20 protein-coding genes and 1 pseudogene are annotated in these 23,950 nt (G+C 50.8%); 7 read left to right on the top strand and 14 right to left on the bottom strand.

From position 1 onward, the window contains the following. Positions 1 to 14: 14 nt before the first annotated feature. From ACJA3I_RS01610 to ACJA3I_RS01575, 8 genes and pseudogenes are all read right to left on the bottom strand, one after another. On the bottom strand, positions 15 to 749 hold the full coding sequence (locus ACJA3I_RS01610) for a hypothetical protein (RefSeq protein ID WP_458863021.1): 735 nt from the start codon (positions 747 to 749) through the stop codon (positions 15 to 17). Positions 750 to 908: 159 nt separating this feature from the next. Beyond that, on the bottom strand, positions 909 to 2,126 hold the full coding sequence (locus ACJA3I_RS01605) for a carboxynorspermidine decarboxylase (protein ID WP_458863020.1): 1,218 nt from the start codon (positions 2,124 to 2,126) through the stop codon (positions 909 to 911). Between the two features lie 5 nt (positions 2,127 to 2,131). Further along, on the bottom strand, positions 2,132 to 3,391 hold the full coding sequence (locus tag ACJA3I_RS01600; protein ID WP_458863019.1) for a saccharopine dehydrogenase family protein: 1,260 nt from the start codon (positions 3,389 to 3,391) through the stop codon (positions 2,132 to 2,134). Positions 3,392 to 3,468: 77 nt separating this feature from the next. Further along, positions 3,469 to 4,188: pseudogene (locus ACJA3I_RS01595) on the bottom strand (aspartate kinase); the annotation flags it as partial. 10 nt (positions 4,189 to 4,198) lie between these two features. Beyond that, positions 4,199 to 5,068, bottom strand: a complete 870-nt coding sequence (gene speB / locus ACJA3I_RS01590; RefSeq protein ID WP_458863018.1) for an agmatinase — start codon at positions 5,066 to 5,068, stop codon at positions 4,199 to 4,201. Continuing rightward, the gene (gene speE, locus ACJA3I_RS01585) at positions 5,065 to 5,916 is read right to left on the bottom strand and encodes a polyamine aminopropyltransferase (protein ID WP_458863017.1); all 852 of its coding nucleotides are present in this window, start codon (positions 5,914 to 5,916) and stop codon (positions 5,065 to 5,067) included. The genes speB and speE overlap by 4 nt, the downstream gene beginning before the upstream one ends. Then, positions 5,916 to 7,373, bottom strand: coding sequence for an aminotransferase class I/II-fold pyridoxal phosphate-dependent enzyme (locus ACJA3I_RS01580; protein WP_458863811.1), 1,458 nt, complete (start codon positions 7,371 to 7,373; stop codon positions 5,916 to 5,918). Before ACJA3I_RS01580 ends, speE begins: the two co-directional genes overlap by 1 nt. A 449-nt stretch (positions 7,374 to 7,822) precedes the next feature. Beyond that, positions 7,823 to 8,992 (bottom strand): MFS transporter, encoded by a 1,170-nt coding sequence (locus ACJA3I_RS01575; protein ID WP_458863016.1) that lies wholly within the window; start codon positions 8,990 to 8,992, stop codon positions 7,823 to 7,825. Positions 8,993 to 9,411: 419 nt separating this feature from the next. Here ACJA3I_RS01575 and ACJA3I_RS01570 point away from each other — a divergent pair, with 419 nt between their 5' ends. Both ACJA3I_RS01570 and ACJA3I_RS01565 read left to right on the top strand, forming a co-directional pair. Further along, entirely contained in the window at positions 9,412 to 10,869 is a 1,458-nt protein-coding gene (locus tag ACJA3I_RS01570; RefSeq protein ID WP_458863015.1) for a chlorohydrolase family protein, read from the top strand. A 25-nt stretch (positions 10,870 to 10,894) separates the two neighbouring features. Next, positions 10,895 to 12,397 carry an amidohydrolase family protein gene (locus ACJA3I_RS01565; protein ID WP_458863014.1) on the top strand — a complete coding sequence of 501 codons (1,503 nt, stop codon included), beginning with the start codon at positions 10,895 to 10,897 and terminating at the stop codon, positions 12,395 to 12,397. Between the two features lie 103 nt (positions 12,398 to 12,500). Here the strand turns inward: ACJA3I_RS01565 and ACJA3I_RS01560 are convergent, their stop codons facing one another. Further along, on the bottom strand, positions 12,501 to 13,652 hold the full coding sequence (locus ACJA3I_RS01560; RefSeq protein WP_458863013.1) for a diguanylate cyclase domain-containing protein: 1,152 nt from the start codon (positions 13,650 to 13,652) through the stop codon (positions 12,501 to 12,503). 2 nt (positions 13,653 to 13,654) lie between these two features. Between ACJA3I_RS01560 and ACJA3I_RS01555 the strand changes: the two genes are divergently transcribed. Next, positions 13,655 to 14,086 (top strand): hypothetical protein, encoded by a 432-nt coding sequence (locus tag ACJA3I_RS01555; RefSeq protein ID WP_458863012.1) that lies wholly within the window; start codon positions 13,655 to 13,657, stop codon positions 14,084 to 14,086. Positions 14,087 to 14,111: 25 nt separating this feature from the next. On the opposite strand, the gene ACJA3I_RS01550 is transcribed toward ACJA3I_RS01555, so the two are convergent. After that, positions 14,112 to 14,645 (bottom strand): DUF421 domain-containing protein, encoded by a 534-nt coding sequence (locus tag ACJA3I_RS01550; RefSeq protein WP_458863011.1) that lies wholly within the window; start codon positions 14,643 to 14,645, stop codon positions 14,112 to 14,114. On the opposite strand from ACJA3I_RS01550, the gene ACJA3I_RS01545 reads away from it, so the two are divergent. After that, positions 14,631 to 15,017: a hypothetical protein gene (locus ACJA3I_RS01545; RefSeq protein ID WP_458863010.1), complete on the top strand. Its 387-nt coding sequence runs from the start codon at positions 14,631 to 14,633 to the stop codon at positions 15,015 to 15,017. The genes ACJA3I_RS01550 and ACJA3I_RS01545 overlap by 15 nt on opposite strands. Positions 15,018 to 15,558: 541 nt before the next feature. Here the strand turns inward: ACJA3I_RS01545 and ACJA3I_RS01540 are convergent. Genes ACJA3I_RS01540 through ACJA3I_RS01530 form a run of 3 tightly spaced genes read right to left on the bottom strand, consistent with a single transcriptional unit; the run spans position 15,559 to position 19,572 of the window. Continuing rightward, positions 15,559 to 17,496: a hypothetical protein gene (locus ACJA3I_RS01540; RefSeq protein ID WP_458863009.1), complete on the bottom strand. Its 1,938-nt coding sequence runs from the start codon at positions 17,494 to 17,496 to the stop codon at positions 15,559 to 15,561. Between the two features lie 28 nt (positions 17,497 to 17,524). Continuing rightward, entirely contained in the window at positions 17,525 to 18,589 is a 1,065-nt protein-coding gene (mcrC, locus tag ACJA3I_RS01535) for a 5-methylcytosine-specific restriction endonuclease system specificity protein McrC (protein WP_458863008.1), read from the bottom strand. After that, complete coding sequence (locus ACJA3I_RS01530) at positions 18,586 to 19,572, bottom strand: AAA family ATPase (protein WP_458863007.1); 987 nt, start codon at positions 19,570 to 19,572, stop codon at positions 18,586 to 18,588. The genes mcrC and ACJA3I_RS01530 overlap by 4 nt, the downstream gene beginning before the upstream one ends. Between ACJA3I_RS01530 and ACJA3I_RS01525 the strand changes: the two genes are divergently transcribed. From ACJA3I_RS01525 to ACJA3I_RS01515, 3 genes are read left to right on the top strand one after another with little or no spacing between them, the layout of a single operon-like run. Beyond that, positions 19,462 to 20,205, top strand: a complete 744-nt coding sequence (locus ACJA3I_RS01525) for a recombinase zinc ribbon domain-containing protein (RefSeq protein WP_458863810.1) — start codon at positions 19,462 to 19,464, stop codon at positions 20,203 to 20,205. The genes ACJA3I_RS01530 and ACJA3I_RS01525 overlap by 111 nt on opposite strands. Continuing rightward, complete coding sequence (locus ACJA3I_RS01520) at positions 20,206 to 20,637, top strand: recombinase (protein WP_458863006.1); 432 nt, start codon at positions 20,206 to 20,208, stop codon at positions 20,635 to 20,637. It begins immediately after the preceding gene. Beyond that, positions 20,624 to 22,192 carry a recombinase family protein gene (locus tag ACJA3I_RS01515; RefSeq protein ID WP_458863005.1) on the top strand — a complete coding sequence of 523 codons (1,569 nt, stop codon included), beginning with the start codon at positions 20,624 to 20,626 and terminating at the stop codon, positions 22,190 to 22,192. Before ACJA3I_RS01520 ends, ACJA3I_RS01515 begins: the two co-directional genes overlap by 14 nt. Positions 22,193 to 22,266: 74 nt before the next feature. Here the strand turns inward: ACJA3I_RS01515 and ACJA3I_RS01510 are convergent, their stop codons facing one another. Continuing rightward, positions 22,267 to 23,769, bottom strand: a complete 1,503-nt coding sequence (locus tag ACJA3I_RS01510; RefSeq protein WP_458863004.1) for a hypothetical protein — start codon at positions 23,767 to 23,769, stop codon at positions 22,267 to 22,269. Between the last annotated feature and the right edge of the window lie 181 nt (positions 23,770 to 23,950).

Here is a 23,950-nt window from a genome sequence, read left to right as displayed (position 1 = left end):
GCGGCGGCGCTGATTCAGCGCGCTTTTTCCTCTTTCCAAAAGGGGTTGCGCATCAGTTCCAGCCGGAACAGATAGGGATATTCGGTTTTCAGATAGGCCGCGTGCAAGACCCAGTTGGCCAAAATCGCCGTCAGCACCCGCTGCACATCCGCATCCAGATGGGCAGCGTCCTGGGGCGTCAGGTGGGAAAGATCGCCACGCGCGCGAAATTCATCCGCCAGATGGAACACGGCCCAAAGCATATCGGTGAAGCATTCGTGTTCCAAAAGCATCGGGTTCGAAGAGATCACCAGCAGCGGCATGCCCGCTTTTTCAAGGATCTCTTTCATGCGCGCCAGCGTTTCGGGGCCGCAGTGAACGGCCGCCTGTGAGCTTCTGATCCGGGCGGCGGCGCGGTCAAACTCTTTTCTGCCCCAGCTTTCGTCTATTTCGATCAGGCGTGAAAGGGCTTGGGGGTCTTCCACGGCGGGAACCATGGCGCAAAGCAGGTCGGCGCCCGCGCTGCTGAAAAAAGAACCCGTCAGCATCCGTGTTTTCTCGATTTGTTTTTCCCGCTCGCGGGCCTGTAAGATCTTTCCCGCGATCACGCTCACCAGCGCCACCTGCACGGGCAGGAACGCGAAATCCTGCATCAGATAAAACGCGGTGTCTTTCATATCGCGGAAAAGCAGGATCTGGGCCGCATAGATCGCCGCGGAAAGCAAAATCAGCAAACTGATGGCTTTCATCAGGGCGGAATGCTTTTTCATCGGGCATCCCCTCGCTTCTTTCTTCTTTTTTGTGCTTCCATGTCTTTGTGGTTTCATCATACAATGCCGCGGGCGCGGCGGCAAGCGTTTCTTTTGTTTGTTTTGCGGCGGGCAAAAAAAGCCGCGCCCCGCAAAACAAAGCGGAGCGCGGCAAAAGTTTTATTCGGCGGCAGCGGAGGCGCGGGGGGCGCCCAGCCGGCCGCGGAAGTTTTCATAACCAAAGTTGGTGAGCCTCGTCAGGCGGCCGTCCTGCCCCAGTTTCCAGAGGTTCGGCAGGGGCATGCCGTTGAAGGTATTGTTTTTGCAGGTGGTGTAAATGGCCATATCGCCGAAAATCAGCAGGTCGCCTTCTTTCAGCGGCCGGTCGAAGGAATAATCGCCGATCACATCCCCCGCAAGGCAGGTGGGCCCCGCCAGGCGGTAAACGGCGCTTCCGCCCCCGCCGGCCCGGGCGTGGTAAAGCGGCGGCTGATAGGGCATTTCCAGAACATCAGGCATATGGCAGGCGGCGCTGCCATCCGCAATGGCGATGTTCACCGCGCCGTTTTGCAAAAGATCCAGCACGCGGCAGACGAAATACCCCGCGTTGAGCGCCACGGCTTCGCCCGGTTCCAGATAAACCTCCACCCCCCATGTTTTTTGGGCATAGGCGATGGTTTCTTCCAGAAGCGGCAGCTGATAGCCTTCTTTCGTGATATGGTGGCCGCCGCCCATGTTCAGCCATTTCATCTGCGGCAGAAAGGTGCCGAAGCGGGCTTCCACCGCCGATAAGGTGGTGGCCAGATCTTCGGCGCCCTGTTCGCAAAGGGTGTGAAAATGAAGCCCGTCCAGCAGAGCGATCAGCTCGGGCGTCATGTGGCGATCCCATTGCTCGCGGGTGGTGCCCAGGCGGCTGCCGGGGGCGCAGGGGTCATAAATGGCGTGGCCTTCCTGGGTGGAGCATTCGGGGTTGATGCGCAGGCCGATGCTTTTTTGGCGGCTTTTGGCCCGCGGGCCGAATTTTTTCAGCTGGGCGGGGGAATTGAACACGATGTGGTCGGCATAACCCATCAGTTCTTCCCATTCTTCTTCACGATAGGCCCCGCAGAAAACATGCACCTCTTTGCCGCCCATTTCTTCTTTGCCCAGGCGGGCTTCAAATAAGCCGCTGGCTTCCGTTCCCGCCAGATGCCCGGCAAGAAGCGGATAAAAATCATAGTTGGAAAACGCCTTCTGCGCCAGCAGGATCTTGCAGCCCGTGCGCCGGGCGAGGGCCGCAAGGCATTCGGCGTTTTCTTTCAGCCGCGCTTCGTCGATGAGATAACAGGGCGTGGGCAGCGCCCCAAACAAAGCGGCGGGGTCTTTGCCCGAAAGGCCCGCGAAAACAGCCGTGTTCATGGCGATCAATCCACCAGAACGGGGTCGTGGCTTTCGCTGCGGGGCAGGCCATATCGATCCAGCGCGTCGAGGAACGGATCGGGATCGAATTCTTCCACGGTGTGAACGCCCGCGGTGTTCCATTTGCCCGTCAGCATCATCAGCGCGCCGCACATGGCGGGCACACCGGTGGTGTAGCTGATGGCCTGGCTTGCCACTTCGCGGTAGCATTCCTGATGGTCGCAGATGTTATAGATGGCGTAAGTCTTTTCTTTGCCGTCTTTTTTGCCCGTGAAAACGCAGCCGATGTTGGTTTTGCCGTGGGTGCGGGGGCCAAGGCTTGCGGGGTCGGGCAAAAGTGCCTTCAAAAACTTGATGGGCACGATCTGCTGCCCTTCGAACTCGATGGGCGCGGTGGAAAGCAGGCCCACATTTTCCAGGCACTTCATATGGGTCAGATAGCTCTGGCCAAAGGTCATAAAGAAGCGGATGCGCTGCACTTCGGGGATGTTTTCGGCCAGCGATTCGATCTCTTCGTGGTGCAGCAGATACATATCTTTGCGGCCCACGCCGTCGAAATCATATTCGCGCTTGATGCTCATGGCGGGGATCTCCACCCAGCGGCCGTTTTCCCAATAGCTGCCGGGGGCCGAAACTTCTCTCAGGTTCACTTCGGGGTTGAAGTTTGTGGCGAAGGCATAGCCGTGGTCGCCGCCGTTGCAATCAAGGATATCGATGGTGTCGATGGTGTCGAATTCATGCTTTTTGGCATAGGCGCAATAGGCCTGGGTCACGCCCGGGTCAAAGCCGCATCCCAAAAGGGCGGTGAGGCCGGCCTTTTCGAATTTTTCGCGATAGGCCCACTGCCAGCTGTAATCAAAATAAGCCGAAAAGCCTTTTTCTTCACAGCGCTTTTCATAAGCTGCGCGCCATGCGGGGTCTTCGGTGTCTTCGGGTTCATAGTTCGCCGTGTCCATATAATTGACGCCGCAGGCAAGGCAGGCATCCATAATGGTCAGATCCTGATAAGGCAGGGCAATGTTCATCACCAGATCGGGCTGATAGGCGCGGATGAGGGCGATGACCTGCTGCACATCGTCGGCATCCACCTGCGCGGTGGTGATCTTGGTGGCGGTTTTGCCGCTCAGCTCGGCGGCCAGTTTGTCACATTTGGCTTTGGTTCTGCTGGCGATGCACAGTTCGCTGAAAACTTCGCTGACCATGCAGCATTTTTGAATGGCGACCGCGGCCACGCCGCCGCATCCGATCACTAAAACTTTGCTCATTTTGTTTTCTCCGTTTCTTCTTATTTCAAATCGATTTTTTATCATCAGCCCACATGCTTGATGGCTGCCGCCGGGCAAACAAGGGTGCCGGGCTTTCCGCTGAAGCTGGAAAGCACTTCTAAAACGATGCCGAACCGTTTGGCCAGCATCACCGAGCGGTCGTGAAGCACCTGCGCGCCCTTTTCCGCCAGCGCCAGCATATCTTCATAGCTGATCTCATCCAGCTTATAGGCGGCGGGGTCGATACGGGGGTCGGCGTTATAAACGCCGTCAACATCGGTGAAGATCTGGCATCTGTCGGCCTGAAGGGCCGCCGCCAGCGCCACGGCGGTGGTGTCGCTGCCGCCGCGCCCCAGTGTGGTGATCTCGCCCAGCGCATCAACGCCCTGAAAGCCCGCCACAAAAACGATGCGTTTTTGCTGAAGCTCGCTGCGGATCCTTGCGCCGCTGATCCTGCCGATGCGGGCGCTGCCGTGGGCATCATCGGTGTGGATGCCCGCCTGCCAGCCGGTCAGGCTCACGGCGGGGTAACCCATGGCTTCCATGCACATGGCCGCCAGCGCCACCGAGATCTGTTCGCCGGTGGAAAGCAGCATATCCATTTCGCGGGCGGAAGCGTTCTGGTTGATGGCCCGCGCCTTTTCGATCAGCTCGTCGGTGGTGTCGCCCTGGGCGGATAACACCACCACCACATCATTGCCGCTGTCATAAGTTTTTGCCGCGATCCCGCAGATATTCCGAATCCTTTCGGCGTTGGCCACCGAGCTTCCGCCGAATTTCTGTATGATTAAGGACATTCTTCACCCTCTATTTCTCATTGGTCTTTAAAGCGAGCATCAGCTCGCGCAATGTTTTGCAGGCGGTGGCCGTCGAGACCCCGCTTTGATCCAGCATGGGTGCCAGCTCGTTGAGATCGGCCCCCACGATGTTGGTCTGGCAGGCAAGGCGGATCGCGCCCAGCAGCTGCAAAAAGGAAACGCCGCCCGCTTCCGGCGTGCCTGTTCCCGGAAAAGCGGAAGGATCCAGACAATCCAGATCGATGGTCAGATAAACCGGCGCGCCGCTTTCCTTCAACTGCGCGGTCAGGCTTTCCAGACCTTCGAACCCGAAGGGATGAAGATCGGTGTGCGCGGCCGCGAAATCGAATTCTTCACGCTCGCCGCTGCGGATGCAGAACTGATGGATGCGCCCGTCGCCCACAAGCTCGTGGCATCTGCGCAAAACGCAGGCGTGGCTCAGGGGCGCGCCCAGATAATCGTTTCTCAGGTCGGCGTGGGCGTCGAAATGCAGAATATGCAGATCGGGAAAACGGCGGCTTGCGGCCCGCACGCTGCCCAGCGTCACCAGATGCTCGCCGCCCAGCAGAAGGGGCAGCTTGCCCGCGGCCAGAATTTCTTCCGCCCGGTCTTCGATATCGGCCAGCGCCGCTTCCGCGCTGCCGAAGCAAAGTTCCAGATCGCCGCTGTCGAAAATGCGGCGGTCGGTGAGATCGCGCCGCTGATAGGGGCTGTAGGTTTCCAGCCCGAAGCTTTCGTGGCGCATGGCGGCGCTGCCGAAGCGGGCGCCGGGGCGATAGCTGGTGGTGGAATCGAAGGGCGCGCCGAAAAGCACGATCTCCGCCTCTTCAAAGGCGCAGTCACAGCCGATAAAGGTTTCGATATTGGGTTTCACGGTCATTCCACCTCCACAAGCAGTTTTTCCAGAAAGGCCGGCAGGCAGAACGCGCCCTTATGCAGCCTTGTGGTGTAATATTGTGTTTCCAGCCCCAGCGCCTGCCATTTGGCGGCGTCGAGGTCATCCACGGGGTGATATTTTTTGCTGGCGAAGCCGAACAGCCAATAGCCCGCGGCATAGGTGGGGATATGGGCCTGATAAACGCGGCTGATGGGAAAAGTGCTGACGATGCGTTTGTGGCTGCGCTGCATGGCTTCGGCGTCATGCTGATAAAACGGGCTTCCCTGTTGGTTGACCATGATGCCGTCTTCCCGCAGGGCGTTATAGCAGATGCCGTAAAATTCGCGGGTGAAATAGCTTTCCGAAGGGCCGAAAGGGTCGGTGGAATCGACGATGATAAGGTCATATTGGGCGGTTTTGCGGCGGATGAAGCGCAGCGCGTTATCAAAATAGATATGCACGCGCCGGTCATCCAGCCGGCAGGCGTTTTCGGGCAGATAGCGGCGGCAGGCTTCCACCACCTGCTCGTCCATTTCCACAAGGTCGATGCTGCGGATGGTGTCATAGCGCGAAAGCTCGCGCACAACGCCGCCGTCGCCCGCGCCGATGACCAGAACATCCTTGATGTTCGGATGCACCGCCATGGGCACATGGGTGATCATTTCGTCATAGATGAATTCGTCGCGCTCTGTCAGCATCACATTGCCATCCAAAGCCAGCACTTTGCCGAATTCGGGGGTGTCATAAATATCGATCTGCTGATAATCGCTTTTATGGGAATAAAGGTGGCGGTTGACGCGAATGCTGTGCTTCACATCGGGGGTATGAAATTCACTGAACCAAAGCTCCATCACCGCGCCTCCTTTAAAATGTTGATGAATTCGATATCGGGGTCTTCGGGGCCGGTCATCGAGCAGCCCTTGGCCTTGGCATATTGGATATAATTGAGGATGTTTGCGGTGATGCGCTCGCCCGGGGCCAGAATGGGGATGCCCGGCGGATAACACATCACAAATTCGCTGCAGATGCACCCGTCGCTTTCCATCAGCGCAACGCGCTTCTTTTCGGCATAAAACGCTTCCTGCGGGCTCATCACCACTTCGGGGTCGATATATTCCTGGTTCATCAGCCCGCTGCTGTCGCTTTGATAGCGGCGGCGGATCTCGGCGAGGGCGCTGACAAGGCGTTCCAGCTCCTGGGGGCGGTCGCCGATGGAAAGATAGGCCAGAATGTTGCCGATATCGCCGAATTCGATCTGGATATCATATTCATCCCGCAGCAGGTCATAAACTTCGATGCCCGCAAGCCCGATATCGCGGGTGTGAACGCTGAGCTTGGTGGGGTCGAAATCAAAAATGGAATCGCCGTTGATGAGTTCGCGCCCGAAGGCATAATAGCCGCCGATGGCGTTGATCTCTTCGCGGGCATAATCGGCCATGGCGATCACCTGACGAAACACGCTTTCGCCGCGCATGGCAAGGTTGCGGCGGCTGATATCAAGGCTCGACATCAAAAGATAGCTGCCCGAAGTTGTCTGGGTCAGGTTGATGATCTTGCGCACATGGCCTTCCTGAAGGTTCGGCCCGATGAGCAGCAGGCTCGATTGCGTCAGGCTGCCGCCGCTTTTATGCATCGAAACCGAAGACATGTCGGCGCCCGCTTCCATGGCGGAAAGGGGCATTTCCCTGCCGAAATAAAAATGGGTGCCGTGGGCTTCATCGGCCAGGCAATACATCCCCGCCGCGTGGGCCATTTCCACAATGGCCTTCAGGTCGCTGCAAACGCCGTAATAGGTGGGGTTGTTCACAAGAACGGCCACCGCATCGGGGTTTTCGGCAATGGCCTTTGCCACCTGCTCGCGTTTCATGCCCAGCGAAATGCCCAGGCGGTGATCCACCTCGGGGTTCACATAAACGGGGATGGCGCCGCAGAGCACCAGCGCGTTGATGACGCTGCGATGCACATTGCGCGGCAGAATGATCTTATCGCCCCGCTTGCAGGTGGCCAGCACCATCGTCTGCACAGAGCTTGTGGTGCCGCCCACCATCAGAAAAGCGTGAGAGGCCCCAAAGGCATCCGCCGCCAGCTCTTCCGCTTCGCGGATGACCGAAACCGGGTGGCAAAGGTTATCCAGCGGCTTCATGCTGTTCACATCGATGCTGATACATTTTTCGCCCAGAAATTCCGTCAGCTCGGGGTTGCCGCGCCCGCGCTTATGCCCGGGCACATCGAACGGCACCACCCTCATCTGCCGAAAGCTTTGCAGCGCCTCATAGATGGGCGCCCTGCGTTGATCCAATTTGTGCATCTCTCTCATTTTCACACCTCACAGAAACAAAAAAACCGCAAGCTGTTTTTTAAACAGCCTGCGGTCAAATTCTGTCATCTGGTTTTTCAAACAGCGCCCAAAGAACCCCGCTTTGCGCCGAGAAGCTTCTCGCCGCCCTTGCAAGGGGAACGCGCCGGTTGAAAAAGATACAGGGTTCATAGAGTCTATATAGCAACAATACTTTTACTACTCTTATTGACCGTTTCACAAGTCTGCATAAAAAACGCATTTCGGTTATAAAGTAACCAACTTATAAAATTTGAGCTTTTAACTCAATCAATAATGGCGGTAAACCGCCGATCGGCAGTGGACCCGGCTGTCCGTATGGCCTCGACCCCAAGGGGGTGGTCCTCGTATTCGCTAGATGACTCTACGCGTACATCTCTTTATATAGTATTTTTCGTCAAATGTCAATATCTTTCAAGATATTATTTTTCCCATGCCGGGGATGTTTGCGCAAAAAGCGCCGCGCGGCGATGCCACCACAAAAAAAGCCCAAGCCCCGCAAGGCAGAGCGCCCCGCCGAAGAAGAACGCCGCCCGCAGGCTGATCTGCGCCAGAGAACCGAAGATCAGGTTGGTGCCCGCGCCGATGCTTTCCACGATCATGGCGTTGATGCTCAGGGCGGTGGCCCGCAAAGAGGTTTTGATCTGCCGGTTCTGCAGCTCCGCCTGAAAAGGCTCGAACAGGGTGAAGGTGATGCGAAGCCCCAGAATGCCCCCCACCGAAGCCGCCGCGCCGCCCACCGCCGGCATCAGGCAGGCAAGCGCCGCCGCCCCATAGAAAACCGCGCCCGCCTTTTTGACCCCTGCTTTTTTGGTGACGAAAGCCGAAAAAACGCCGCAGAACCCCGCCAAAGTCACGGCGGTGAAGCAATAGCCTATGGCGGCGGGCGAAAGCCCGCATCGGGCGTATTGGATCTGGCCCAAAAAAACGGTGAGGGTCTGGTGGGCTTCGGTGAAAAAGGCGGTGGAGATCAGGAACACGAGCAGCGGCTTATCGGTGAAAATGCCGCGGGCCAGCGCCAGAAATTCACGCCTGCCCGGGCGGCTGGTTTCTTCGGCCTTCACCTCGCTGAGAAAAAGCGCGGCCAGCGCCGCAAGGCCATAGCTCGCCGCTGTCAGCGCGCCCGCCAGCCGGTAATCATCGCCGATGAAAAGCGAAAAGATCACCGAAGCCGCCAGCAGCCCCGCGGTGCCAAGGGCGCCGTGGATGCCGAAGACCCGCTGGCTTTGCCCCCGCTCGCAGGAAAGGTAAAGAATGCTGGTGTCTACGCCCGAAAGGCCCGCCATCACCACGCTGAGCATCACGCGCTCAAGCAGAAACGCGCCGAAACCCGCCGCCTGCCAGAAAACGATTTTTGAAACAAAGAAAAGGCCGCAGCAAAAGATCATCGTGCGCCGATAGCCCAGTTTATCCGCCGCGATGCCCCAGGGGATCTCAAGAAGCAGACAAAGGATCAGCGAAATGCTTTCGATCAGCGTGATCTGAAAAACCGAAAGCCCCTGCCTCTGGCGATAAAGCGTGGCGACGGGGCCATAAAACACCATGCCCTGCAGCAAGGCGATGGCATACATCAAAGCAATATTCTTTTTCATTCAAAAAAGCACCTTTCTTTAAACAGCACAAAATAGCGCCAAAAATCGGCGCGTTTTTTAATTTTTATGCCGTTTAAATTGGTTTGTGCATCAAAAAACTCCTTTTCAAGCCGAAAAACCGCCCGCCGCGCGGCGGCCCCCGAAGCGTGATTTCTGTAAGATTCTGCAAGTTCACCAAAACAAAACAGCCGATCTGCGGCTTTTTTGTTCAAAATATGAAACATTCTGTGATATAATAACCGCAAAGCGATTATGATACAAATTTCACGGCCCGCCTGCGGCGCGGAGAAAAAATACCCTGTTTACAGCATATCCCAAAAAGAAGAATTTGGCAATCGAAAGCAGCCGCCCGCGGAAACATTTTTGCGGCAGGCGATGATGGAAAACGGGGCTTTGCCCTTTTGGAAAAGGAGAGCAGCATGAGAACAAAGTTAAAGGCAAGATATGTTCTGGGCTTTGACGGAACCGACCATGAGATCATTACCGATGGTGAAGTGGTCTATGAGGGTGATACCATCCTTTATGTAGGCAAACACTATGAAGGCCGGGCGGATGTGACGGAAGACGCGGGGAACGCCCTTCTCATGCCCGGCTTCATCGATCTGAACGCCTTGGGCGATATCGACCATGACATTCTTCACACAGATGTTTTTCCGGCCTATCGAAACGACCTTTCCCCTTCCGAAGAATATTATAACGGCGGCACCCATGAACTGATGACCCCGGAAGAAGAGGCCTTCAAATCTCTTTTTGCCTATGCACAGCTTGTGCGCAACGGCGTCACCACGGCCATGCCCATCACTTCCACCTATTATAAAAAGTGGGCCGACACTTATGAAGAAGAAGAGGCGGGGGTGCATCACGCGGCCAGGCTGGGGCTGCGGCTCTATACTTCCCCCAGTTATCAGTGCGGCCTCAATGTCGTTCGCCCCGATGGCAGCATGACGGTGCGTTTCGATGAAGAAGCGGGGCTTGAAAGCCTTGAAAGGGCGGCCGCCTTCATCCGCAAATATGATGGGGCGTATGACGGCCTCATCCGGGGCGCACTGCTGCCCGAAAGGATCGAAAGCCAAACAAAAGCTTCGCTTCTGAAAACCAAAGCCTATGCCGAAGAATTCGGCTGCCCCATCAAGCTCCACGCGGCGCAGGGGGCTTTCGAATATGGCTATATCATGGAAAAAACGGGCATGAGCCCCATAGAATATCTCAACAGCCTGGGCTTTCTGGGCGAAAAAGTGGGCATCCCCCACTGCTATATGCTCAAAGGCACAAAGTGGGTCGCGGAAAAAGGCGATGATCTGGCTATCCTTGCCCAAACCCACACAACGGCCGTTTATTGCCCCGTCATCATCGGCAGAAGCGGCAAATATCCCGACAGCTTCAAAAAATACCGCGAACGCGGGGTGAATGTGGCCATCGGAACCGATACCTTCCCGCCCGATTTCTTCCAGAATGTCAGGGTGGCCGCCATGTATTCGAAAATGGCCGAGGGCCATGCCGAAGGCTCCACCTATGCGGATATTTGCCGCGCGGCCACACTGGGCGGGGCGAAAATGCTGGGAAGAGAAGATCTGGGCCGCCTTTCCAAGGGGGCCAAGGCCGATATGATCGTTGTGGATCTGGACAGCTTCCACATGGGCGCCGTGGATGACCCCATCCGCACGGCGTTTCTGTGCGGCAGCGGCTGTGATGTGGTGATGTCGGTGATCAACGGCAGGGTCGTGATGAAAGACCGCTGCCTGCTGGGCGTGGATATGGAAGAACTCAAAGCAAAGGGGCAGGCCTATTATGAAAAGATGAAGCGGGGCTATCTGGAAAGGGATTACCGCCATCTTCCCGAAGAGCAGCTGTTCCGCCCCTCCTTCCCCATCAAATAAAAAACGGAAAAGGCCGGTGAAAAGAATGTTTGATCTGCTTTTAAAACACGCCTGCGTCATCACCATGGATGACGGCAGAAGGATCATTGAAGACGGCGCTGTGGGCATAACGGGCGGCAGGATCGCCTTTGTGGGCCAAAGCGCCGAAGCGGAAAATCTACCCGCCCGCCGCGAGATAAACCTTGAAAACCATGTGGTGATGCCCGGTTTCGTGGATGCTCACGGCCATGGCGGCCATTCCGTTTTTAAATCCATCGTGAAAGATACAAGCGATTGGATGCCTGTGATGACACATACCTACAAGCATTATGTTACAGATGATTTCTGGTATCACGAAGGCCGGCTTTCGGCCCTTGAAAGGCTTCACGCGGGCATCACCACGGGCGTGTGCGTGCTGGGTTCCCAGCCGCGGTGCGATTCGCCGGCGCCCGCCCTCCATAACGCCAGGGCCTATGCCGGGGTGGGCGTTCGCGATATCGTCTGCACAGGGCCCTGCAGCCTTCCCTGGCCCCACCGTTTCAGCCGCTATGAAAACGGAAAAAGGGTCAGAAAAGAGGTTGCCTATGAAGAAATGCTCGACAGCCTGGAAACGGTGGTCAAAACGCTCGATCACGCCAACGGCGGCCTGACCCGGGCTTTCGTGGCGCCCTTCGGCATCGTCACCTCGGTGGATCCTTCGGCGCCCACCCCCGCCGATCGATGCGTCGCCCTGACCGAGCATGATAAAAAACAGGCCCGCGATATGCGCAGGATCGCGGAAAAATACAATACAAGGATTCATACCGATGCCTTCGGCGGCATGATCCGCCTGGCATGGCAAGATCGGGAAAACGCTTTGCTGGGGCCGGATGTCCATTTGCAGCATTGCACGGGCCTTTCTTTCGATGAAGCGCTCATTCTTCAAAAAACGGATACCCATGTCAGCGTGGCGCCCAGCATCCGGCAGCTGGTGAACAGAACCCCGCTGATCGAGCTGCTGGATCTGGGGGTGACGGTGGCCCTCACCACGGATGGTTCCATGCTTTCTTCCGGGTTCAACCTGTTCGATGCCATGAAAAGGGCCCAGATGATCTTCCGGCGGGCCATGAACGATGCGTTTTACCTGCCCGAAGAAAAGCTTCTTGAAATGACCACCATCGACGCCGCGAAATGCCTTGGCATGGAAAAAGAGATCGGCTCGCTGGAACTCGGCAAAAAAGCGGATGTCATCGCCTTGAATCTGATGAATCCCCGCCTGATGCCCCGCTTCAATATCATCAGCACACTGGTGGGCAACGGCCAGCCCGGCGATGTGGAACTGGTGATCGTGGATGGGCAGATCCGGCTTGAAAACGGCAGGGCAGTGGGCATCGATGAAGAAGAGATTTTGCGCAGAGCCGAAGAAGAAGCCCGCGAAACCGTTGCCAGAACCCCCTATCTGCAAGCCTTCGCCTATCCCCAAAAGAAACAGTGGGGCCAAACGAAGCTCTATTTCGATGAAGCCCGGTTCGATTTGGAAAAGAACAGGCTGGATGGCGGACATTATTAAAAACAAAAGCGCCGCGGGCGGGCAAAAACACCGCCCCGCGCAGAAAAAACCCCCTCTCGCTGTGAGAGGGGGTTTTTGTTTCATCAGAGGCCCGGCGGGGCTTTCATGGGTTCAGCGTATGCCACTTTTTCTTGTTTTCATAAAGGGTGCGGTCGGCTTCCGCCAGCAGCATATCCGGCGAAATTTTGGCGTCTGCACAAGATACATGGCCGATGCTTACGGTCATTGTATAATCTTTGCCCGCGCTGCCGGGTTCCCGCTGGGCGTTCGCCAGGCTTTCGTGAATCGCGGCGGCGATGTGTTCGGGGGAAGATTCCGCTTCTTCTATCACCATGCAGAATTCATCCCCGCCATAGCGGGCAACGAAAGCGTTATAACGGCATGCGGCTTTTTTCAAAATGGAGGAAAAGGTTTTCAAAGCGTTGTCGCCTTCCAGGTGGCCATAGAGATCGTTGATGGCTTTGAAGCTGTTGATATCCATAATGAAAAGCAAAATCGGGCGCTCGGGGTCAACTCTTTCAAGGCAGTCTTTCAGATATTGGTTCAGGCGTCTGCGATTGTTCAGGCCCGTCAGCGCATCGTTATAAACCTGCATATTCTGGATCATCAGAAACAGGATGAGGATCATCAGGAAAATATTCAGCGCCAGCAGCGGCACCTTGGGGAAAGTCTCCTCAAGCATACCGGCCAGCAGCGGGGCCGCCATATACAGGGCGTAAGTCCAATATTCAGATCGGTCTTCCCGTGAAGGGGTTTTGATGGCCCGAAAAATGGAAAAGATCGTGGGGATCAGCAAATAAAAATAATTTACCACCGTGTGGATCAAAAAAAGCGAGGTGGATTGATAATGGTTCCCGTTGTCGATATAAAAAAGCCAGCCGGTGAAAATCGAGATCACATCCAGAGAGCAAACCAGCAAAAGAGGAATGGTCAGCCAGATATTCAGCGATTTTTTGCCGAAATGCAGGCGGTCTTCAATGAACCTGAACCAGAAATAACAGCCACAGGCGATCGACATCACCGTGACCGCGTTGACCGAGGCATAAAGCATGCGGTTCCAATGCAGGAACCCATCTTCTGTAAAGGCCCATAAAACATCGGTGGTGATCATGCCCATGTAAGAAAAGATCATGTTTCTCAGCTGACGAACTTCGTGCTCTGAACCGATGCTGCTGTTGAGCCTCAGCCAAACAGTCATCGCAAAAACACCGCAATAGATCTCAGTAATCGCATATGGCAAATACGGATATGTCATAGGTGATCCCTCTTTCTTGCGCCGCACTGTTTTCACAGTGTCTGCCGGCGGCGTATGCACTGCCGCAAGATGCTGTCAAAAAGCGGCTGATCCTGAGTTTGATATTTCAAAGATCTGCAACTCTATTTTATACCTATAAGGCATATGATTCAACCATTTTCGACCCTATTTTCACGCGGCCCGCCCGATGGCCGCAAGGCGAAGGAAGCAAACGGATCATCCCCTCCTGCCCACGCCCGGCACAGCCTTGGCCGCAGAGAAAAATGGCATCGGGCAAAAAGCCTTTTGCGGGGGTAAAAACGCCGCCTCCGCGCAAAAAAGCCCCTTTCTCGCCGGGGCGAGAGGGGGCTTTGCTTTGGGGATGGCCCTTTATCCGGCCGGAACTTGAAGCGGCTGTTGAAGAAAATGCGCTTTGGTCATCCGCATCTTTGTGATGCCCGCAGAGGCCGTCTTTGCCGATCACTGCTGCTTTTTCGTCTGTCGCTTGGGAATGCGTGATTTTCGGATGGCTTTCGTGGTTTTATTCTGAAAATCATTGGAGAGCACGCTGATATTCCCGTCTACCTCCAGCACCGCCAGATCCACATCCGAAATCTTTGCCACGCCGTGTTCACGAATGGCCTCCATCAGCTCATTAAGGGTCAGGCGCGCCCGGCGCATGTTGACATCGTTTACCTTGCCCTGATAGATCAGCATCAGCGATTCGCCCTGCAAAAATTTCCCAAACCATGGGATGCGGTAGATGCATTCTTTGAATATCGCGTTGATGACGAAAAGCGAAGCCGCCGCCACCAACCCGCCGGCAAGCGAGGTGTCCGATCCCACCATGGCGTTTTGCACAGAATTGCTCAGCAGCATGATGAACACCAGATCCGCCACCGACAGCTGAGCGATTTCCGTTTTTCCGAACAGGCGGATGGCAAGCACAATGAAAAGATAGACCGCCGTGGAGCTCAGGATAATGGGAAAATATGCGGTGTGAAAAAACGACATCTTTTGCTTCCACCTTTCTTCAAGCCGCGGGCGATGCCTGCCGCCGATTATTATGCCAATAAAAAACGGTTATTTTTCGGCTTCCTTTGGGGCTGTGCCGGTTTCTGCGGCAAATGGAGATCCTTTTTCCGCCAGCTTGAAGCGACCGTTGAAACGCTTTTTGCAAAGGCCTGTCGAGAAATAAATGTCGATCAGATCCTTATATTCATCAAATTTTTTATACTGCTTCTCATAAGCCCACGCTTCCCCCGCTTTTCCTGGGGGCAGAAATTTTCAGCCCTGTCTTACATCTTTCGCGGCCTGTTACCTGTTATTTGTCATGCAGCGCAAGAAGAACCACCGTTTCTACATGGTTTGATTGCTCTGGATTGATGTCTCCTTATTGACCAGTTCTCGTGAACCTCCGATTTTCTGCCCGTTCGTTCACGGGAATTGTTCAACCACTTTTTTCGGTTCGCGAAAACTTATCTACACACTTTTGTATGTTCGCGGGAATTGCTCCACGATTGCCATCGTCTCAACCTAATAAACAATCATACCTTGTTGCCTCCACCGCCATGTTTACTTTTTGTAACAACAAATAAAGCAACGCTGCCAACAGTTCCCACAACACCAATAACTCCATTCCGTATGTTTGCATTTCGCTCTCGCCTGCAGTTATCGCATAATTTATGCTTGTTTGTGCTGACCAACTCGCAGCCACACTTCTTACAATAGCATCAGATTGATGTCGGGTATGTGTTTTGCTGACTTTCCGTGCGAGGGAACAGGTCGATAGTGGTTTTTATGGGTCATTTCCGTGCGAGGGAATATATCCACAATATATTAAAAGTCCAATGCGTTCTTGGGAACAAGTCAATGGTAGGATTTAAATCCCACCGCCTCCGTTGGCAAATGCGGTAATACAAATGCCCTATGAACTTTTGTTTATATTTTCTTTCTTGACCCACCAACCGTGACCGTTACGATACCCATTACGCTCCATAAATGGAGTAACGAGTTTAACATATGGTGTTTTGCATTCACATTGCATAATTGCGGCAACTTTTCTTACAAGCTCAACCTGCAACGCCCACCACGACTCGTATCGTGCTTTTGTTTCAGGTGTACAGTCATCTTCGTCAGCCTCATCCATCAACCAGCCCGCTTCATTCCAAGCACCCGCAAGCGATGTAGCTAAAGCTGACTCGGTATAGTCGGCACCAAGCATCTCATGCCACTCTTCAGCGGATACTCCCGAAAGCGGCTCACTTCCCATTATCACAGCATCTCCGGGCAATTTAATAGAGTCTTCTTCATCCGTGGAATCGTTGTCAATATTTTGGTTTTCAATGTGTTTTTTGATGACCTTTTTTATTTTGTCCAGTGGAAACGGAGCATCTTCGGAAGAATGGTATTCAATGCTTTCTATTTGAGCAATTACTTCGTGGTTGTCTTTTCCGGTAGGAACAATAACATAATCGCCCGCTTTCAGAGTGTCGTCATCGGTCAGATAGCAATATGTTTTTCCGTAATCATCAAACTGAACATTGCAAAAGATGTAATCTGTCTGCTTGCGCAAAGGCTTTCCATATACTGACGAATCGAGGATTTCGCCCATTCCGTAAAAACGCATAAAATCAAATATGGATTCTGCAAAATCCGCGAAATCGTCAGGGAGACCGTTTTTGTCAAATGTACCGGTCAGGATTTGCTGTTCACCATACAGGTAATCAATTGTGATTTTGTAATCCTTCGTCTCCAGTGGATTTACGATGACATCGGGAGGATTTCCTTCGGTATGAACCATGAAATCATCAGCGTTGATATCATCTAAAAAAGATGTGATACCATCCTCAACATGATATTTCCGAGACACCTGACAGCCAGTGCCGATATTTTGAATATGTTCCAAGACCTCACTTTTTCTGTCTATCGTGATGTGTTCACTGTAGTCCCAAGTCGCATATTCCCATGTAGCGCCTTCGGGTTTGACTCCGGGCTTAATCTTCGTTAGACGATGATAGTCAATAACAATCTTTTCAATTCTGTCTGAATTTGACCTGCCATCAAAAACAAGTAATTCAGGCATATTGAGATTGAAACGGATTATATTGGAAATGTTATCCAACTCTTCGGAACACCCAGCGCAAAGTGAACCTCGAAAATGATATGACGCATTCTCTGTATTCGTAAGTGTCATTTCCCATTCTCCAACATCAGTGACAAATGACAAATCGTATTCTTCGGAAAAGTAATCACCAACGGTTTTCAAAATATAAGCAGCTTTTTCAGCTTCAATTTTGAAGTTCTTTGTGTTTGTTTTAATGTGCTTTGTTCCATCGCCGTAGGCATATGCAGAAAAGAATACTCTACCGTCTGCTGTAATGGAAAGATGCTGTTTAATTTCATCATCAGGCAACGGACAAGGACCAAAGCAGATATTGTTGGAAATAATCTGTATTTTACTTGCCATTCCTTCGAAAATGAAGGGGCTTGTATCATCGTCGGCTACGAGACGCTCCAGCCTGCCAAGAGCAGTAATAAACCACGCTCTGTTCTCAAAGGAAAGTATATTCTCACCGGGACCAGCCCAGTGTGTGAAATACCGCCATTTTGAAAGAATAGCTGACCCAAGAAGATTGACATCGTTTATGCCATCTATTATTTTGTCGAGTTCACGATAATCGTTAAAAGCATGGCTATTAGAGTAGGCTTCTTCAAAGGCTTTGCCACAGTCCATTTTGAAGCCGAGCGAGGAGCACTCGTCAGCAAAAGTGGGGTCTTCAATTTCACGCGACACAGTTTTTGTGTTCCGGAACTTGTCAAACCATTTCACCGCAAACGCATGAATATCCTGATTTGTATGCATAACTTCACCTCCCCGTTTATGCCATGTTTTATACTACATTTAATCCAAAGTGCTCTTCTACAATTCTGTTGAGCTGCGCAGCGATTTCAACAAATTGCAAATTCAAGTCCAGCGTTTTCACACTTATTTTATTACCGCTCATTTGATAAGCATTGTCTGGCTGGATTGTTTCGTCGGTTTTGGCGTACAGAAGCATTCCCGATACTTTATGTGGTTTCTCTCCAAATTCTGAGTCTTTATTTTTCACATAGGTGAATATCTGGTACAGATTGCTGGAATGAAGGGTATGCACGTCAAATTGAACCTGTGTCGTATGTGTATAATATTTTGCGTCGATAATCAGCACTTCGTTTTCCCTGGCAAGAGTAATATCGCTTTGCATTATTGGAAGCATTGTACCGATGCCATCGTCCAATGCCCATGGTATCTGCGATGCGCTTACATTCAATGCTGGAAATTCCTTGCTGTAGTATTCCAAGATAAATTTCTCATAAAGACGGCACATCCGCTGCTCATCGACAAACGATGCGAGCTTATATTCTCCTTGTTCCGTTGTCTGAAGCATTCCTTGCAGAATAAGCTGGCAAATACTGATGAGCATACGGTAGGTCTGGTTGTTTCTTTGAAACCGGATTGTTGCCCATTTTATAGATGATGGCTCCAATGTGTCCACGTTTGAAAAAAACAGCATTTCTTTCTTAAGAGCATCCTTGTGCTCGCTATCAACCTTTGAAAGACGAAGCAGGATCATCACGGTCGTTTTTAGAATCTGATTTAACAGGTTATTTTCTGATAGGTCGTCGTACTCGCAGGACAAAACCTGCTGGCGAGCAATCTTGTTTTTGATAGTGCCTGAAATATCGATTTTGCCACGCATAACTGCCATGTTTTCTGTCTTATTAAGATACTCACGATATAAACCCTGCTTCAATTGCTGCCCGATGCCTTTGGCGAGAATCGCAGCAAAGAGATTGTGCATATTCTCAAATTCCTCAGTCGCCACATCCTCAAAATTCGACTGATTCAGAGTGGTGAATGCATAGGAAAGCATATAGTATATATTCTTGATAAAGATACTCTTATCCTTAATCATTGAAACACACCACGCAGAATGTTTTCCCAGCGCTGCAATTTACCACTGTCATCGAACCAGTATTCACTCAGCATCGGTAAAATGTCATAGTCAATAATGGAGTGCATCCATTCGTCAGTGCAGATGGCCTGCCCACAAAAATAGCTATGTCCAATACAGAATCCTTTACCGAGGGATTTGTCAAGCGTGATTTCCTTGTTAAGCTCCTTTACACGTTCGATAAGACTGTTAAATGTTTCATTATTCAAACCATTTTGGTATTTTACAAAGCCTTCGGAGTCAAAGCCCGGTTCGATTTCAAAGAAGCTGAAACGACGGCGGAGGGCATAATCAATCATAGCAAGACTTCGGTCAGCTGTATTCATCATGCCGATAATATAAAGGTTCTTTGGCACAGCAAACGACAAACCGTTATATGCAAGTGTGGCTTTCGTGCCACGATAATCGCATTCAATCAACATAAGCAATTCGCCGAAGATTTTACTCATGTTGCCACGATTAATTTCGTCTATGATAAAGAAGAAGTCCTTGTCCGGCTGGTTTGCAGCCTTCTGACAGAAACGATAGAAGATGCCATATTTTAGCTCGAATCCGTCATTCACAGGCTTATAGCCCATCATAAAATCTTCGTAAGAGTAATTCTGATGGAACTGGACGAATTCAATGCGGTTTTCGTCCTTTTCTCCAATCATCGAGTATGCGAGGCGCTTTGCTGCGAAAGTTTTCCCGACACCGGGTGCCCCCTGCAGAATAATGTTCTTTTTGTTTTTCAGGACTGAAAGCAGCATATCATAGCGGCTCTCTGTCATGTAAACCTCATTAAGGAAGTCAGCCTTGTCATACTTTTCTGATTTTTCTTCTTGAACAAGTGGATTTTCATCCCGAATCATATCGACGATAAAATCATACTCGCCCTTTGTCAGCTTATCATCGAACAGCATGGCAAAGAAAAAGGCGTAGAAAAATATCAGGATAAGTACCAAAACCGATATCCGTTTTCAGGCAAAATCATCTGCAGTCAGTGTGGCGGCAAATTCAAGCGCCGCATCCACTCCACCGGCAGGCATAATATCGCATGGTGCTGTACCAATCATATAGCGGACGCCAAGAAATGTTCCATGAAATATATCCCCGAGTCTGATTTTGAATATGCGTTTGTAACTATGATGAATAAGCTTATATTCGGTCATCAAACCGTTTTAAGGCCCTTGTTAATGGGCCTTCGCGGTATCAACTCCGAAGACAGTGTGGCCAAGCTGCACGCCCTCGATAAAAAGCTCGAAGAAAACGCGGAACAGCGAAAGGTGCTGGTTACACTACAGACCCGTGGCTACCTTGAGCCTGCCGTTTACAATAAGGGAAATAATGAACTTCTGCAGGAAGCCGAGCGCATACAGCGCCAGAAAGAATCCATATCCCGCTTTATAAACAGTGACAATATAAACCTGCATGAGGTCAGCGAGCTCCTACAATACGCCACAAAGGCGGCAATGCTGAAGGGCTTTGACGGAGAACTGTTTACTCGTTTCGTGGAGCGGATTCTTGTATGTTCACGAACAGAAATCGGGTTTGAATTAAAATGTGGTATTACGCTGAAAGAAAGGCTGGTGAGATAAATGGGCCACACTCCATATGGCTACCGAATTATAAACGGAAAAGCCGTGATTAATGAACAAGCTGCCGAACAGATAAAAGTCCTGTTTCAGTCTTATCTGACCGGCGATTCATTGGCAACAGCTGCAAATAAAGCTGATATTAAAGCCTTCCATGCGGGAATCAGCAGGATGCTTCAGAATAAGCGCTATCTCGGTGACGAATATTATCCGGCGATTATCGACCCGGACACATTTACGGCTGCCGAAGCGGAACGTATCAGGCGGGCAGAAAATCTTGGCCGAGTCCGAGAACCAAAAATAAAAAAAGAGGTCGTCTATCCCACCGCCTTCCGCATTATAGAAGGAACAGAACGGCTTGACGACCCATTCCAGCAGGCAGAATACGCCTACAATCTGATAGAAACGGAGGTGAATGTAGATGGAGGTCAGTAAGAACGTAACCATAATTCCGGCAAGGAAGCATACCCGAAAGAGCAAGGATGAAGAGAAACCGAAGCTCCGCGTTGCCGCCTACTGCCGTGTTTCTACTGACAGCGACGAGCAAGCGACCAGTTATGACGCGCAGATTGAACACTACACGGCCTACATTAACGACCACCCAGGCTGGGAATTAGCTGGCATCTATGCGGATGACGGCATCTCAGGAACCAACACCAAAAAGCGCGAGGAATTCAACCGCATGATTGACGAGTGCATGGCCGGCAATATCGACATGGTAATCACAAAGTCCATCAGCCGGTTTGCCCGAAATACGCTGGACTGCCTGAAATACATCCGTCAACTCAAGGACAAGAACATTCCGGTTTTCTTTGAAAAAGAAAATATCAACTCTATGGATTCCAAGGGCGAGGTCATGCTTACTATTATGGCGTCGCTTGCCCAGCAGGAAAGTCAATCCTTAAGTCAGAACGTTAAGCTGGGCCTGCAATATCGCTATCAGCAGGGCGAAATTCAGATAAACTGTGCTCGGTTTCTCGGGTATACAAAGGATGAGAATAAGCATCTTGTAATAGTGCCGGAAGAAGCTGAAATTGTGAAACGCATTTACCGGGAATACCTTGAGGGAGCCAGCATGCTCAAAATTGCCCGTGGTCTGGAAGCGGACGGTATTCTGAACGGTGCCGGTAAGGAAAAGTGGCATACCAGCAACGTGAACCAGATTTTGCGAAATGAGAAATACATCGGGGATGCCCTTCTGCAAAAGACCTATACCGTTGACTTCCTTACAAAAAAGCGGGTCAAAAATAACGGCCTTGTCCCGCAATACTATGTGGAAAACAGCCATGAGGCAATCATCCCGCGTGAAATTTTCATGCAGGTGCAGGAGGAGCTTATCCGTCGACGAATCGTCCACACCAGCCCGAATGGGAAAAACAGAACCTTCAGCAGCAACCACTGCTTTGCCCAGATGATTATCTGCGGCAACTGTGGAGAGGTGTTTCGACGGGTTCACTGGAACAATCGTGGCAAAAAAACCGTCGTCTGGCGGTGTGTCAGCCGCTTGGAAAACACCGGCCTGTTCTGCGATGCTCGCACGGTGCCGGAAAGCCAGATTGAGCAGGTGCTGTTTACCGCCATCAACCAAGCTTTGTGCGACAAGGACGCATTCCTTGTCACCCTTCAGAACAATATCGAGACGGTCATAATTCATGAGAACGATCAGACCCTGACCGACATCGACAAGCGGCTGGAGGAACTTCAAACGGAGCTTTTGAAGCTGGCCACTTCCAAGGCAGATTACGAGGACGTCGCCGAAGAGATTTACCGCCTGCGCGAGGAAAAACAGAAAGTTCAGCTGGAAAATGTCGGACGTGATGAAATGAAAAAACGCATCACCGATATGGGCGACTTTCTGCGGAAACAGCCCACCGCCATTACGGAATACGACGAGCAGCTTGTTCGGCGGCTGGTTGAAAAAGTCACCGTCTATGAGCATAAATTTACCGTGGAATTCAAGTCCGGCGTGACGGTTGAAGTAAATGAATAAGGTTAAAAACGAACGAGGCACTCTACGCGAATTTGAACGTAGGGTGCCTTCTTTTCGGCAATATAAATAATGTATTATTGAAGTTGTTCACCAGATACCGTACAGTCTATAAATTCATCAAATCTTTTTGCATCAAGGTATTTGGGATTATGTAAAACAAATAACAAAGTATATCGTAAAAAGTCGACTGCGATCTTTTCCACTGCGATTTTAGAGCCATTTAATTCATGATATTTATCTTTTTCCTTTACTGTATCTCCATGAACAATCTTAGACCTATAATTATAAATTTTTTTCATAATAGCTCTGCAATTTTTAGAGGTATAAAAGTCACTTCGTTCATGAGCAAAAACAATTGGAATTCTGTTTGATATTGTGTATGTAATTTCTGTTTTAGCTCCTCCAGATAGCAATGCTTCTAGCCCTATGGTTGCATCGATTGCCATATCATCATATTCATCCCTAAGCATGCATCGATTAAGGCGTTTTAATGCAAATGCTAAATTCCCTTTTGATTTATCACCATCACTTGAAAGAGCGACCTCATATAGTTTTTTAACTTCTAATGCCTGCTCTGAACTGATTTTATTCACCGGTAATTGCATCCACATCTTATCAATTTCTTTTGCGTTAACAGAATGTGACTTGGCGCCATATAGTGCAGTTAGGTCCGCACAAAATCCATCAATCCAATCAATTGGGCAACATAGAATCTGTTCGTATCCAATGGTGTATCCCGTCACAGTTCGTATAATAGCCATAACTTCGTCAATTACTTGAAGAGGGTATGCATGATAGTTCCGAGTAACCGTATTGATTGAAATATACTTGTCATTTTCAAAGTGATAATTATGTAAAACTATCATGTGAGTAGCGCAGGAAGCTACCCAATCTTCATTATTCGTTTCGTATGAACAGGCTTGTTGTCGTGATTTTTGAATATCATCAGGAATACGAATGATTTCTACTCTATCTGATAAGCTAATAATATCATCTTCAAATGTCGCTAAACAAACTGGAATATAAATATTGATATTTAACTGGGGGCTAATATAACGTAATATCTTTTCTGCTACAAAAGGTTGAAGTTTCTCTTCCAAGTCATCAGGGATATCTTGTGATGCGTTAATACTATACAAATATCTTTCTACAATTCCTGAAATTATAGATTTCACTTTATATTCCAAGCTGCTTGGTTTATCGTCTTCAAGCATTAATTTTTTTAATTCAAGGTTTTGATCTATATAATCAAATAACTGTGAGTATCCGTCAAGCAATGTAATATTGATGCGATCATTACTGTAACCATTAAATATTGCACCGTATTGAATTCTATCTTCAGGGAAATCTTTCAATTCGTACCTGGGTATGTCATAAATAAGATATGGTAATTCTTCATAGAATCTAGAATACTCAGGATTATCCTTTGGAAATATTACATGCCTGGTTGGATACTTGCAGTACCCCACTATCCGGTTATGAGATCCAAGATAATTATGTGCTTGAATAGCAGTTTCTTTAGCGAGATTTAAAGATAAGCTGAAAAGCGTTTTAGCCACCTCTGTATCAATAGGCATAGTATCCCTCCTTAATTTCCAAACATCCAATCCGCTCACACAACCTCGGATTTTTCAAAAAACATCTAAAGCGACCACACGCGAACCTTTAACATCTAACCTGACCACTCGCCAGACACTGACATCTAAATCGCTCTGTCGCATTCAAAATCATACCATTGGACTTATTGCCTTGAACCGA

Source organism: Acidaminobacterium chupaoyuni (assembly GCF_047936785.1).
GTDB classification, from domain to species: Bacteria; Bacillota; Clostridia; order Oscillospirales; family Butyricicoccaceae; genus Acidaminobacterium; species Acidaminobacterium chupaoyuni.
The sequence above is the reverse complement of the archived record's forward strand: the minus strand, read 5'-3'. Positions and strand labels throughout refer to the sequence as shown.